Origin of the sequence: Pseudoalteromonas luteoviolacea CPMOR-1 (assembly GCF_001625685.1) — a bacterium.
Taxonomy (GTDB): Bacteria; Pseudomonadota; Gammaproteobacteria; order Enterobacterales; family Alteromonadaceae; genus Pseudoalteromonas; species Pseudoalteromonas luteoviolacea_K.
The window spans coordinates 62,285-76,887 of record NZ_AUYC01000095.1; the positions used below are offsets into that span (position 1 = coordinate 62,285).

General features: G+C 45.3%; 12 protein-coding genes. 10 read left to right on the plus strand and 2 right to left on the minus strand.

What is annotated here, in order from left to right:
- Nucleotides 1-113 precede the first annotated feature (113 nt).
- The 5 genes from N473_RS25095 (at nt 114) to N473_RS25115 (ending at nt 4,503) form a co-directional block, all read left to right on the plus strand.
- Nucleotides 114-818: a hypothetical protein gene (locus N473_RS25095; protein ID WP_063370322.1), complete on the plus strand. Its 705-nt coding sequence runs from the start codon at nt 114-116 to the stop codon at nt 816-818.
- A gap of 65 nt (nt 819-883) precedes the next feature.
- Complete coding sequence (locus N473_RS25100; RefSeq protein WP_063370323.1) at nt 884-1,534, plus strand: endonuclease; 651 nt, start codon at nt 884-886, stop codon at nt 1,532-1,534.
- A gap of 172 nt (nt 1,535-1,706) precedes the next feature.
- On the plus strand, nt 1,707-3,341 hold the full coding sequence (locus tag N473_RS25105) for a S41 family peptidase (protein ID WP_063370324.1): 1,635 nt from the start codon (nt 1,707-1,709) through the stop codon (nt 3,339-3,341).
- Nucleotides 3,341-3,742, plus strand: a complete 402-nt coding sequence (locus N473_RS25110; RefSeq protein WP_063370325.1) for a hypothetical protein — start codon at nt 3,341-3,343, stop codon at nt 3,740-3,742. The genes N473_RS25105 and N473_RS25110 overlap by 1 nt, the downstream gene beginning before the upstream one ends.
- Before the next feature lie 71 nt (nt 3,743-3,813).
- Complete coding sequence (locus N473_RS25115) at nt 3,814-4,503, plus strand: 4'-phosphopantetheinyl transferase family protein (protein ID WP_063370326.1); 690 nt, start codon at nt 3,814-3,816, stop codon at nt 4,501-4,503.
- Between the two features lie 53 nt (nt 4,504-4,556).
- Here the strand turns inward: N473_RS25115 and N473_RS25120 are convergent, their stop codons facing one another.
- Complete coding sequence (locus N473_RS25120) at nt 4,557-6,182, minus strand: cyclic peptide export ABC transporter (RefSeq protein WP_063370327.1); 1,626 nt, start codon at nt 6,180-6,182, stop codon at nt 4,557-4,559.
- A gap of 322 nt (nt 6,183-6,504) precedes the next feature.
- Between N473_RS25120 and N473_RS25125 the strand changes: the two genes are divergently transcribed.
- From N473_RS25125 to dhbA, 5 genes are read left to right on the plus strand one after another with little or no spacing between them, the layout of a single operon-like run.
- Nucleotides 6,505-7,710 (plus strand): isochorismate synthase, encoded by a 1,206-nt coding sequence (locus N473_RS25125; RefSeq protein ID WP_063370328.1) that lies wholly within the window; start codon nt 6,505-6,507, stop codon nt 7,708-7,710.
- Between the two features lie 4 nt (nt 7,711-7,714).
- On the plus strand, nt 7,715-9,313 hold the full coding sequence (locus N473_RS25130; RefSeq protein WP_063370329.1) for a (2,3-dihydroxybenzoyl)adenylate synthase: 1,599 nt from the start codon (nt 7,715-7,717) through the stop codon (nt 9,311-9,313).
- A gap of 11 nt (nt 9,314-9,324) precedes the next feature.
- A complete protein-coding gene (locus N473_RS25135; RefSeq protein ID WP_063370330.1) occupies nt 9,325-10,191 on the plus strand; it encodes an isochorismatase family protein in 867 nt (288 codons plus the stop codon).
- Nucleotides 10,191-11,513, plus strand: coding sequence for a condensation domain-containing protein (locus N473_RS25140; RefSeq protein ID WP_063370331.1), 1,323 nt, complete (start codon nt 10,191-10,193; stop codon nt 11,511-11,513). The genes N473_RS25135 and N473_RS25140 overlap by 1 nt, the downstream gene beginning before the upstream one ends.
- Nucleotides 11,514-12,278, plus strand: coding sequence for a 2,3-dihydro-2,3-dihydroxybenzoate dehydrogenase (gene dhbA, locus N473_RS25145; protein ID WP_063370332.1), 765 nt, complete (start codon nt 11,514-11,516; stop codon nt 12,276-12,278).
- Between the two features lie 184 nt (nt 12,279-12,462).
- Here dhbA and N473_RS25150 read toward each other — a convergent pair whose 3' ends face one another.
- Nucleotides 12,463-14,550, minus strand: a complete 2,088-nt coding sequence (locus N473_RS25150; RefSeq protein ID WP_063370333.1) for a TonB-dependent siderophore receptor — start codon at nt 14,548-14,550, stop codon at nt 12,463-12,465.
- Nucleotides 14,551-14,603: the final 53 nt, after the last annotated feature.

Below are 14,603 nucleotides of genomic sequence, written 5' to 3' on the forward strand. Positions count from 1 at the left end.
AACCGACCAACATATTAAGTCATAAGTCATACTTTTGGGTGCGACAATTTGTCACTTCGGATTTTACGCCAATTTCATTAAGCTATCAGCAATTTTGACTAAAAAACAGAGCAATGATTAAAACTGCATTAAAACCCGCCAGAAAAGTACATAAATATCTGGGTTATTTACTGGCACTACAGATCTTCGCATGGCTGCTAGGTGGATTAGTGATGAGTGCAATTCCTCTCGAGATGGTGCATGGCAAACACTTGGCAAATAGGCAGATAGAAAACCCCTTTAGCGCCGCTGATTACACGGCCAGTTTAGATAGTCTAAAGCAGCAAGTATCTGAACTTAAAAGCATAGAATACAAGCACTTCCTTGATACCCCTATCATAAAGTTAAACGCCGAACATACAGCTTATTTTCACGGTAAAACGGGCTCTTTACTGCCACCACCCAACCAAGCAAATATAGAACAACAAGCTAAAGCACACTTCATGGGTAATGCAGATATCGCTCAGGCAACCCTAATGCCAGTAGGTCCAAGAGAAGTGCAGTATCGTAAAGATATTTGGCAAGTCACCTTTAATGATAAAGTGAGCACAACCATTTACCTCGATAGTAAAAGTGGCCAAGTGATCACCGTACGCAGTACGATATGGCGTATTTTTGATTTCTTCTGGATGTTGCATATTATGGATTACGATGAAAGAGAGGACTTTAATAACCCACTATTAATTTCTTTCTCAGCAACCAGCGTACTCTTCTGTATTTCAGGCTTAATACTATTATTCCAATCGCCACCTTGGAGACGCCGTCGTACACTGAAATAGCTATTATTAAACGATAAAGTGGGATAATCTGGGGGCAGTTTCGATGTTCACCTGAGGTGAGAGACATGTCCCGTATCCCAATTTTCTGTTCGCTCTTTCTACTATTCTTTGCTCAGCCTCTGGCCGCTCAGACATTCAACAGCTTTTATCAAACAAAAAAATACCTTAACCAGCAGCTCAGTGAACATGCAAAAACATTGTATTGTGGTTGTGATATCAACCGCGTTGGAAAAAAGCTCGTGCCGGATCCCCAAACATGTGGCTATCAGCCTAGAAACCCCACCACACGCAGCGGCAAACCAAACAGTCGAGCGACACGCATTGAGTGGGAACATATTGTATCCGCATGGGAGTTTGGACATCAACTACAATGCTGGCAAGCCGGTGGGCGCAAAAACTGTCGCAAAGTCAGTGCTCAATTTCGCCGCATGGAAGCCGATCCACACAACCTCGCGCCCGCAATCGGTGAGATAAATGGCGATCGCAGCAATTACCGATTTGGCATGTTACCCAACACCCCTTTTAGACATGGTGCGTGTGAAGTCAAAATCGACTTTAAACAGCGGGTAGTAGAGCCGCCTATTTATGCAAGACAGCAAATTGCGCAGGCCTATTTTTATATGCAACGAACCTATGGCTTAAAGATCAGTGAAAAACAACAAAAGTTGTTCGAAGTCTGGGGCAAAACAGAGCCAAAGCTTGCCCACTCACATTAAAATCTTCATATGCTTGTATTTAAAGTAGTAACAAGCACTAATTAGATTGTAATCTAATTCAGCAATTGATAATTTGGCTTTAATATTGGAATTAAACGTACAATTGAAAGCATCCTCCATAAAAGCAGGTCTTCTAAATTGGGGTTATGTAGTAAACGTTTAGGAACGGGATATGAAATTGAATAGCAGCAAGTTATACCTCGCACTCGGTATCGCATTGACATCCACTCTCATCGCTGGCTGTGGAGGTTCATCAGGGGGCGGCGGCGTGGCAAGTACACCGGTGAGCACGCCAGCAGTACCCGATACCACACCACCTTCATGGCAGGCTGGCCAATTTGATCCCTCTACTCGTTTCGTAAACCGTTGCGCTGCACCACGCAGCGGTATCGACCCATATGAAAATACAGCCTATCCAGATGTGGCTGGGACCACGATGCACGAAAAAATGTGGTTGCGTTCATTTAGTCATGAAACCTACCTATGGTACGACGAAATTATCGACAATGATCCGAACAACTTTTCCACTGTGGCGGCTTATTTTTCTCAATTGAAAACATTCCAAAAAACCGCCAGCGGTAGAGACAAGGATGAGTTTCACTTTAGCCAAAGCTACGAAGACTTTAAAAAAGAATCTCAAGATGGTGTATCAGCAAGCTTTGGATTGACGTGGACCATCCCACAATTCCGTGCCGCCTATGTGGCCTATGTCAATGACAATACCCCAGCAGCCAATGCCGGTGTTCAACGCGGCGACAGATTACTTAAAGTCGGTGACCTCGATTTCGCCACGTTTGATAGCCAAAATAGTGCGCAGTATAATCAGATACTTACAGCATTCACGCCCAATATCAATCAAGCAGTGACACTGACGTTACTCGATCGCAATGGGCAAGAGAAGACCGTCACTTTAACGGCACAGGACCTGCAACTTGCACCGGTAAAAAACACGCAAACCTTTGTTCATGAAGGTAAGAATGTGGGTTATGTACAATTCAACCAGTTTATTGCCAGTGCTCAGAGCGATCTCATTTCCGCATTTCGACAGTTTAGCGACGAAAATATTGATGAGCTGATCCTAGATATGCGTTACAACGGCGGAGGTCTGGTATTTCAAGCTTCTCAAATGAGTTACATGATTGCAGGCAATCAGTCAAATGGTCGTCCATTCTCTATCAAGACGCATAATGACAAACTGAGCAGTAGAAATGAACCGCTTGAATTTATCGATCGTTCGATTAATTGGACCACATTGCAATACAATAACGATCAGCTTCCTTCCCCGCAGATGCGACGCGTCTATGTGCTAACCACCAATGATACTGCCTCTGCCAGTGAAAGTGTCATCAACGCCCTCAGAGGGATCGATGTCGAGGTTATTTTAATTGGGGACAACACCCGAGGTAAACCGTTTGGTTTTGCGCCAGAACAAAACTGTGGCACCGTGTACTACACCATCCAAACCAAATCTGCTAATGCAAAAGGCTTTGGTGATTATGAAGATGGCTTTATGGTGACCCCCCAAGCAAACCTTGTCGGTGAAATCGGATTAGATGCAAAAGTACCTGGGTGCAATATCAACGACGATTTTAGTAAAGATCTCGGTGACAAAAGTGAAGGGCTATTTGCCGCAGCATTGCATCATATTGCCACAGGCAATTGCCCCGCTTCAGAGCGACAAGGGAGAACATTTTACTCCGAAGCACCATCGGTTCCTGCGACATATCATGGTATGACACCATTTAATGTGCCATTCAACCCACTCAAACATGGTGCCGTGTATACGCGCATCACTACGGATAACTAATGAAAGCTAAACTGCTTTTAAGTACGCTCGCGGCACTGTGCATCAGTGCCTGCAGCCATAGCCAAAGTACAGAACGGGTTCGACCCGCTCTACTCACTGAAGTCACCCCCTCGATACGCACAGAATTGGGCCGCGCCATTGTGTCCTTGAAAGGGGGCACAGTACCGACTTTGGCTATCGATGTATTTACGCAATCACCACAGCTGATGCTCACACAGGGTCAATCACTGGAAAAGTATGCTGCGGGTATGACGAATACATCACTGTCGTCATTGCCGATCAGTGCGTTTGAATTGCAATTGCGCGATAACCGCTGCGTACTTTACTATCCAAAATCAGGGCAGTTTGTGCCTTTGCAGTACGCCAAGTGTATTGCCTATAACAAAAAAGATCCTGCATAAACGCAGCCCCCCTGACTTGCATCCACAATGGGGATCAGAGAAACTAGGGCGGTTAAGCCAAGGAGTCATTTATGCACATCGCCCCCGCGTCCCCTTTTACGCCGCAATTACCCTATGTTTATCGCTGTATGGTGTTTAGCCCTGATATTTATCAAGATGCTGACTATAAACATTTCAATCAACCTCTTCCTGATAAATTACATCGCGCAGTGGCAAAGAGAAAAGCGGAGTATCTCGCAGGCCGTGTTTGTGCTGCCAGTGCACTGCAACCATTAGGACATACACATTTTGTTGTTCATAGCGCCGATGATCGCGCGCCTATTTGGCCTAAAGGGATCCGTGGCTCAATTACTCATAGTAAAGGGGTCGCGATGGCCGTCACCACAGATCAGCCTGACGTTCTTGGCATCGGGATCGACATAGAGCATCTGATGACAGACAAGCAGGAGTCAGAACTTCGCGGTCAAATCTTAAGAGATGATGAAACCGACGCTTTTACAGCACTTGGCCAAGATCATGAAAAGCCACTGACATTAGTTTTCTCGGCAAAAGAGAGTATTTATAAAGCGCTTTATGGCGTGGTAAGCGCCTTTTTTGGTTTTGATGCAGCAAAGCTCATCGCCCATGATAGACAGCATTTGCGGTTCATACTCACGACAGATCTCCACCCAACCTTACCAACTGGAACAGCAATCACCGTGCATTACCAGAGTACCCATGACATGGTGCTGACCGAATGTGTCCACCTAAATACGAATTGAGCCACGCAAAAAACGATGCCTTAGCATCGTTTTTTGCTGCATTGAGGGCGTGATCACACCGCCCACTGATCTGCAAGGCCACCTTTTGCTTCAGTAAGACACCCATTTTCCATACGTAATAACCTATCGGCCAAGTGGAAATATTTATCATCATGGGTGATCACAAATACCGTTTTCCCCTTTGCACTGAGCTCAGGCAACAACTCTTTATAAAACACATCTTTGAAAACAGGATCTTGATCAGCAGCCCATTCATCAAAGATATAAAACGGTCTATCCTCCAAATAGGTCACCACCAATGCAAGACGCTTGCGCTGTCCTTGAGATAACTTTTGCGTAGTGAAGGCACCGTTCTGAATGGCCACTTTATGATGCAAGTTCAACTTTTTGATCAGCTTATTCCCTTTATCCTGTAAAACGGTATCTTGGCAATCAAGTAGCCTATCAAACAGGTGGAAATCACTAAATACAGCACTGAATAATTGGCGATAACCATCTAACTTAGCAGCAGTAATGTGTTCACCATCTACGTATAAATCACCTTCTTTGGCAGGATATAAACCGCAAAGTAGCTTCGCAAATGTCGTCTTGCCACTGCCATTACCGCCCACAAGATAAATGATCTCACCTTTATTCAAGGTCAAGTTAATTGGTGTCAGCGCAAAGACTTCATCACTTTGCTCATGATAATACCCATGACTCAAAGCTTTAAGCTCAATCTGACTAAAGTTGTTTAGTTCTGAACTTGATTGCTGCTCGATAAGACGTAATTTAGCAGTCATCTCAGTGATGGTGTTTGCAGACGCTTTTGCTGCTGCCGCTTTTGGAATCGCCGCTAACATCACTTCAAGTGGCGTAAGCATATACAAAAACAACAGTGCAAAACCGGACATCACCTTGGTTTCATCTGTGCCTTGGCCAGTCAAGAAATAAAGCGTACCACCAATAAAAGCAAAAATGCTGAAGCCACCCCATGAAGCGGCATAGTGGTATATGGTCGCACCTTGTACACGACGTTTACGCAGCAGAGCAATGGTATCACCAATCACTTGTTCGACGAATATACGACGTTTAGACTGGTGTAATTTAAGCTCTTTTGCACCATCATAAATAGAGTCAAACTGGTCGTAGAGTGAGTCCTGAATTTTCGCAGCCTCGGTGACCTTTTTAAATGCCGTCGCGTTGGCTAAGCTATATCCGATTGACCCTACAATCAAAGTCAACACGGCAAACACAAAGACGCGCCAGTCTAACCATGCCATATAGGCAAAACTGCCGAGCACAATCATGGCATTGGTCAAAATTCCCGGTAAGCGTTGGAAAAATTCAGAGACACGCAAACTGTGCTCGGTTAAGCAAGATTTAATCTTGCCAGCACCTTGCGTTTCTACATCATTAAACACAGCGTTGACCACGTGTTCAGCAACCTGACGACGTACAGTCGCCTGACTTTGCTCGGTTAATTGCTCTGCAAATATTTTGGAGCATAGCTGCAACGCAACGCCCACGACAGCCAAAATAGCAAAGTAGGTAAACTGCTCGGTACGCGCCTCAGGCGAGGCATTGATGATTTCATTGATCAACGCAACAAGGGCGACGCTGGCCAAACCAAATAAAGTACTGGTAATGGCTGTTGCCATAAATCGCCACCATGTGGCACGAATTAGATTAGCAAGCACGTTACTTCTCTTTTTTGATTCAATATTAGGACTAGATACAGGACGAGAAGTCAGACAAAAAATTCACTGCAAAAACCAGATTTATATAACTAAATTAGGCCGAGTTAATGCCTTCACCCTATTTGTCATTTTATTCATACCACGCATTCTGTCTCTCTTATACCTGTCATACCCTTGCCAAAATTTTCCACTCAAGCAACAGGTTAAAAATAACAATGCATGAGAACACTAAATCTTTTTGTCATTGACACGTCTTTAACACACATTCGCGGCTGACCATCATGTCGGCAGCAGTTAAATGACAACGCAAAAAGGTTAAATTATGCATGCAGGCGAAATATCTAACTTAGCGCAGGCTCAGTCTTTAGGCGAGTTTCTGCTCGATCAAGATTGTCTCTTTGTGTCAGGCGATAGCTGTTTACTTGGACAAGGTATAAAACATCGATTTAATTTACCCATAGCAAACACAGACTATTTAGTGAATCAACTACAAGCACAGCTGCGTCAGCATCAGGATGACGATGACAACGTCATCGCGTTTGGTGTCCTGCCTTTTTGCAAATATCAAACTGCACAGTTCATTATTCCTAAACACGTCGCTAAATGGGATAAGAGCGTGTTTAGTCAATGGTTAAATACACAAACTGCTGATGCTAAACTCCAAGAAAACAAATTAAAAGATGTGCACTATCTTCAAGATAGAAAACACTTCGAGCAAACAGTGACTGACGCCAAGCAGTTATTCGAAAAGGCACTGTTAGAGAAAATAGTGCTCAGCAAGCAAGTTGAATTGGAATTTGAACGCCCGCTCAATCGTAAGCATGTATTAAATCAATTACTCACACAGAGCCAGTCAGGTTATCACTTTGCATTTCCCACAGAGCATGACTCTGTACTGATGGGTGTCAGCCCTGAGTTGCTGCTGAGAAAACAAGATGAAACCGTCACCAGCAACCCATTGGCAGGATCGATCCCGAGAGATCCCTGTAGCAAAGTGGAGGCACAGCGTCGTTCTGCCTTGTTCAATTCGAAAAAAGACAGATATGAGCATGCTGTTGTCATCGATGATATGCGCCAGCTGTTAGCGCCTGTGTGCGACAATTTATCGATCCCTACGGAACCCTCTTTACTGCACACAGCCACTATGTGGCATTTGTCCACAGTAATATCGGGACATTTAAAAGATCCCAAGACCCATATTTTAGATCTGGCCAATCAACTGCATCCAACTCCGGCTCTTTGCGGCAAACCGACAAAGCCAGCTTATCAACATATTTTAGATCTCGAAGGCCATGGTAGAGACCTGTTTTCGGGGATCATTGGCTGGTGCGATCAGCAAGGCAATGGCGAGTGGGTGGTGGTGATCCGTTGTGGAGAGCTCAAAGAGCACGTCGCTAAATTATTTGCAGGCGCTGGCATTGTCGCCGCCTCAGACCCTAGCTCTGAATGGCTAGAAACCGAAGCCAAACTCAAAACCATGCTGAACGCACTGTCTGTCCAGCAAGCCTATACTCAGTTTAACAAGTAACATTATGCGTATCGAATATACACCTTGGCCAGCAGAGCTGGCTCAACAATACCGCGCCAAGGGTTATTGGCAAGATAAGCCGCTGACGAGTATTTTATCCGATCAGCTTCCAAACAATAGCCAGGGTATTGCCGTTGCAGATGGACAACGTCAACTTAGCTATGCCCAATTAGATAATTACAGTGATAACCTTGCTGGCTACCTTGCTAACCAAGGCTTAGTGGCGGGAGACACTGCGGTCGTGCAACTCCCCAATTGTCTGGAGTTTTATATCACTTACTTTGCGTTGATAAAACTTGGCGTTGCACCCGTTTGTGCACTGTTCAATCATCAGCGTACAGAATTACAAAGTTATTGTGAGATCTTGCAGCCAAAGGCCATGATTGTCTCCTCTGCACACGCGTTATTTGGTGATGAGCAATTCACTCATGAATTATTTAATCGCTTTGCTTGTTTAAATAAGATCATCACAGATCACAGCAAAGGCAATAGTGAACTTAAGCAAGGTTATTTGCATAAGCATTCTTTCAAAGCCCCTGCTCTCAACCCTGAAGACGTTGCATTTTTCCAGCTATCTGGTGGCAGCACTGGCACACCAAAACTGATCCCGCGCACCCATAATGACTATCTGTATTCTGTGGTTGCGAGTAAAGAGATCTGTGAGCTGGATGGGGAGACACGCTATTTGTGCGCCCTACCTGCACCACATAACTTTCCACTGAGCTCACCGGGTGCGTTAGGCGTATTTATTGCCGGTGGCACGGTGATCTTAGCCAGCGATCCCAGTCCAGCTGTTTGCTTTAGCTTGATTGAGCACTATGCCATCACGCACACTGCGCTAGTGCCACCAGCCTTGCAATTATGGTTACAGCACGCATCAGCCAGCCAACATGATCTGAGTAGTTTAAAAGTGATCCAAGTTGGCGGCGCCAAACTCAGCCGCAGTGTGGCAGAGCAAGTCACCCCCATTTTAGGGTGTCAGCTACAACAAGTCTTTGGCATGGCAGAAGGCCTCGTGAACTACACCCGTTATGATGATGATCTCGAGTTGATCCTCACCACACAAGGGCGTCCAATCAGCGAACACGACGAAATCAAGATTGTCGACGAACACGGTAACAGCGTATCCCAAGGTGAGTCTGGACGTCTCATGACACGGGGCCCTTACACATTTCGAGGATATTACAAGTCGCCCACGCATAATGCCTCAGCCTTTGACAATGATGGCTTCTATAGCTCAGGTGATATTGTCAAACAATTGCCTTCAGGTCATTTAGTTGTGGAAGGTCGAGATAAAGATCAAATCAACCGAGGCGGCGAAAAAATCGCTGCAGAAGAAGTCGAAAACCATTTGCTAGGCCACCAAAACATCCAACAAGTGGCCATTGTGTCTATGCCAGATGACACACTCGGTGAGAAAAGCTGTGCTTTTGTGGTGGCAGATCAAGACATCAAATTGACCACCCTTATTTTACGCAAGTATCTGCGCCAACTCGGCATTGCCGATTATAAAGTGCCAGATAAATTTAAGTTCGTAACCCAACTACCGTTAACAGCCGTAGGCAAAGTCGATAAAAAAGCCTTGCGTGCCACGTTCGAATAACAGAGAAAACCATGAGCATTCCAAAGTTAAATCACTATCCGTTACCACGCGATGCAGAGTTACCTGAAAACCGTGTAAATTGGGAAATAGATCCCAACCGCGCCGCTTTGTTGATCCATGATGTACAACATTATTTTGTCGGGTTTTATGGGGATGACAATCCGCTGATCGACACCATGATCCAAAATATTCAAGCGCTCAAAGCACACTGCTACGAGCATAATATTCCGGTGTACTATACCGCTCAGCCAATCAAACAAGGTAAACACGAACGCGGTCTATTATCGGATATGTGGGGACCCGGTTTACAGGATCCAGCACAGCAACCGATCGTCGACGCACTGGCACCGACAGAAAAAGATGTGGTGCTCACTAAATGGCGCTACAGTGCATTTCAAAAGTGCGACTTTGAACAACAACTGCGCGACAAGCAGCGCGATCAGCTACTCATTGTTGGGATCTACGGCCATATTGGTGTCATGACCACAGCTGTAGATGCGTTTATGCGCGATATAGAGCCATTCTTAGTTGCCGATGCCATCGCTGATTTCACTAGAGAAGAGCATATGATGGCACTGAACTTTGTCGCGAAGCGCTGCGGTAAAGTAGTCTCCATGTCAGAGATCCTAGGTACCCAGACTCAAGATCTGACTTCGTTAGACGGATTAAAAGCCCATATTTTAACCCTGATCGACTGCGAAGAAGACGAGTTCGACGAGCATGAAAGTCTGATCGACTATGGCTTAGACTCCGTGCAGGTGATGAACCTCATCTCGTTGTGGCAACAACAGGGCATTGAAACCAACTTTATTGAACTGGCACAGATCCCAACTCTGGCCGCTTGGATAGAACTACTTGAAGAGCGTAAGGAAGACTAATGACGCATCCGCTTCCACTGACTGATTCGCAGCACGCCATGTGGTTGCTGCATACCATCAGTGGTCGAGGTGAGCTTTTTAATGTTGCCGAATGTTTAGAGTTTAAAGGTAAGATCTCGGCAAGTTGGCTACAACAGGCATTGCAACATGTTTGGCAAGCAAGCGATATGCTTGCTTGTCGCTTTATCAGCGATGACAGTTATACGCCTAAGCTTCACCACGACAACACACCTCCGCACATCATCTGCCAAGACATTGCACAAGACCCAGAAGATGTGCTCTCTTTTGCTCAGCAGTTTGCCAAACCGCATTTAGCAAAGCCGTTTGACCTTGCAAAAGATGCCTTGATGACATTATTTTTGCTGCGCGGCCCGCAGCAAGATTACCTGTTGATCGTAGCCCATCACCTGCTACTAGACGGCTATGGTTTTGGCTTATTCTCACAATCACTGAACCGCTGCTACAATGCCTTGAGTAAAGGCAAGCCACTGCCCAAATTGCGCTTTACAGAGCAACAAGAATTGCTCGAGTTACAGCAAAGTGATGGCTATCAAGCCCAGCAAAATCACGCGCGAGACACCCTTAACCAGTGGCTCGATAAAATAGCAAATGTCTACTCTTATAGCACTGAAAAAGCAGATGTTTCGGAACCAAACCATCGCCTGACAAGCACGTTTTCACAATCCGTCTGGCATACTATCCAATCTGCGGCACAGGTGACCAAAACGACCAGCAGTGAAATACTGCTTGCAGCCATCGCAGCAACCTTGGTTGAGCAACATCAGCAAAATCAAGTGACGCTGGGGTTAGTGATGATGAACCGCCAAGCCATTGTGGAGTTAAGTAGTCCATGTGTGCAAAGCAATGTTTTACCTTTACCACTAGAGCTGAATGACCAAGACGATTTAAGCGCAGTAGCACATCAAATTAATCAGCAGATCAAAGCCTTGAAAAAGGTGCAAAGCTATCGTGTCGAATCACTCAAACGGGATCGTCAAAAACAAGGTAAGTCTCTCAGTATTATCGGTCCCACAATTAATTTACTACCATTTGCCAGCACCCCTAAATATGCTGGTGTAGAAACGAGTAGTCACATTCTAAGTGCGGGTACCACAGACGATATTATGTTGCAGATCCACCTGCTCGGTGATACCCCCGCAACCGTTGATTTTGACAGTAACATTGCACGCTACGACACCGCTGCAGTTAAACACATCCAAACCCGTATATTTACCGCTGCAAACATGTGGGCGACTCAGCCGAAACTGTCACTCAAATCCCTATGCGAGCAACTTAGTCACTGTAACATAGAGGCCTCATAGATGGATTTTCATAATGCACTCACTTCAGAATACAACCAGCAGGTTGTATGGGTGACGGGCGTTGGCCAAGGTATTGGTCTTGCGGTCGCTAAGCAATTTGCTGCCTTAGGAGCTAAGGTCATCGGCTTTGATCGTCAGTTTAGCGACACCAGCATGCTGTTTAAGCATGTGCTGTGTGACCTATCAGCACCTGAACAACTCACCCAAACACTGAATGAACTCATACAACATGGTTTAGCACCCTATAATCTGGTGTATGTTGCTGGTGTGCTGGAAATGGGCGGGCTTGATGAGCTCAATCTGGCACAGTGGCAGCATTGCCAAAACGTCAATTCAGCGAGCCTATTCGTGTTTATTCAACAGTGTGCGAAGCACTTTAAGCAAACACGTCAGGGCAGTATTGTCACCATCGGCTCCAACGCTGCAAACACACCAAGGCAACAGATGGGTGCTTATTGCGCCTCTAAAGCCGCAGCCACACAACTGACGCTCACTGCAGGTATTGAACTGGCAAACTTTGGGATCCGCTGCAATGTTATCGCACCTGGTTCCACACTGACACCGATGCAAACGGGTATGTGGCAAGATGAGCACGGTGCACAACGCGTCATTGAAGGCTTTGCCGAGCAATATAAACTGGGTATTCCACTACAAAAAATCGCGACGCCTGAAGAAATTGCCAACACCGCGGTTTTCATCGCATCGAACTTATCTTCGCACACCACAATGCAAGTGCTTACCATTGATGGTGGCGCTACTTTTTGACCACACACCAAAGCCACCTATCCTTAGCGGGTGGCTTTTTTCTCAATTTATCGTGACTCATTCGTGCGACCCACACACTGTTGAACAAGTCTTATTTCCCCACAAAAAAGCCCCACATCAATCAGTGAGGCTTGGTGCTGCGAATATACACATCGAAGTGCCCGAAGACACTTCATATCGCGTATTAGAACGTATAAGTCACTTGCGCAGAGAAGTTGCGAGGGTCGCCAGGTCGAACTGAAATAAAGGCAATTTTCGCATCGTACTCTTTATCAAACAGGTTGTGAATATTGAATTTTGCACTCAATGATTCATTGAACTCATAATAAGCAGAGAAACCAGCCAGAACATGCGAATCGACTGGTACATACTCATATGGACCTAAACCAATAAAGCCCTCACGCTCACCAGCATAATTGATGTAGCCACCGACTCTCAGTTTATCAAACTCATAGAAGGTACTAAAACTTGCAATTCTATCAGGCACAACTCGAGATACACGACCCGCCAATTCATTTGGATTCGTTACATCCGTGTCAGAGAATGATAATGATGCGAACCACTGCTCAGTGAAGTAACCCGATACTTCGACTTCATAGCCTTCAGATTCAATGCCACTTTGACCAATGTAATACACATTGCCATCAGAATGTTTGCCTGCGACAACACCGTAATTTTCTTGAGTGATATTGAAGTAAGCTACATCTAAGCTCAGTGTATTGTCTGTATTCGAATATCTAAAGCCAATCTCTTGGTTTTCACCTCTGAGCGGATCTAATAAGGCACCAGCCTTATTATACTGTTGAGGTTGATCAAAAATATCGGTATAGCTTGCATACACCACCGTCTGCTCGTTTATCTTGTATACACCGCCATAGTATAGGCTTGTATCAGAGAACGTTTCATCGGTAACTGTCCCGTTGTTAGAGCTATATGAATCAATATCTTTACGATTTGCACCCAATAGCACGTTAAAGTTATCCAATAACTGAAGGTTAAGCGCAACGCGTGCACTTTGAGAGCCAATTTCAGCGCTGCGTACTTGCGGTTGTGCATAATTATACTCAGGCTTTGCCGGTTTTGGCTCTGGCGACTCATTTCGGTGCTCAGCACCTAAATTACCCGTCACCCTTGAAAGCGGTCTAAACGTATAACCCAATTCTTCAAAATTAGTATCCGCTAAAGTGAAGTTCACAGTATGCGTTTGACCAAACAAATCAAACTGACCATTTACACCAATTTCAGCACGATCTGTTTCAAAATCAGAATCTGTTTCGTACGTAAATAGTGCGTAATCACCCGTCGGCGCTGGGTGCCAATCAAGGCCGGCAAACACTTTCTCTTCATCAAGCGTTGAATGGTGAAGTTTTGCCACTACAGACCAATCGTCATTGATTTCATAACGCAGCTCACCAGTTAGGTTCTCTTGCGTTGAGTCTTGTGTGCCCCAATCAGGATAGATATTGGCTTCGATACCGATTTGAATAGGGTCGCCATTAGCAAATTGCAATGGTAGGCCATCTGATTTTGCACTTTGGCCATCGTCTTGGTAACTTGCAAAAACAGACACTTGCAGTGCATCAGTGATGTCTGCACTTAATGTTGTATAAAATGTCTTACGATCGGCATTGTAGCGATCAACAAATGAGTCCGTATCTTCTATAGCAACAACCGCACGGGCACGAACTGAACCGCTGTCGGTCAAAGTCGTATTGAAATCTGCTTCACCGCGCATCTTGTTCCACGAGCCATACTCTGCTGTGACATAACCACCCGTCCCATTGTATGCACGCTTTTGAACTAGGTTAACCGTACCAGAAGGCTGGCCAACTTCTTGAAGCATACCCGTAGAGCCACGGATCACTTCTACCGATTCAAAAATGCTTGTATCTAAAAGAGTGGCTTGCAGTGGACGAGCTGCTGTGCCCATACCATCAATCAAGAAACGGTTCATCTCGAAACCACGAGCGAAAACAAAGCGCTCGCGACTATCTAATGATGTTTCTGAGTATACACCGGCACTGTGCGTAAGAGCGTCACCAATAGAGTTAATATCATGAAAATCCATGAACTCACGGTCAATCACAGAGATTGATTGCGGCGTATCGCCGATTGCAAGTGGCAGTCCCGTTGCCCCTACATCGCGGTGGTGTTTGCCAACCACCTCAATTCGTTCCATATCTAATTTAGCATCGTCTGCTAATACTACTGAAGAACTACTTGCTAGTAGTCCAATACACACCGCTTTTGCAATCATAGAATATTGCTTCATACGCCGTTTGACTCCCTTATCCTAGTCGAGATAAAAAATGCTGATTTACTCAA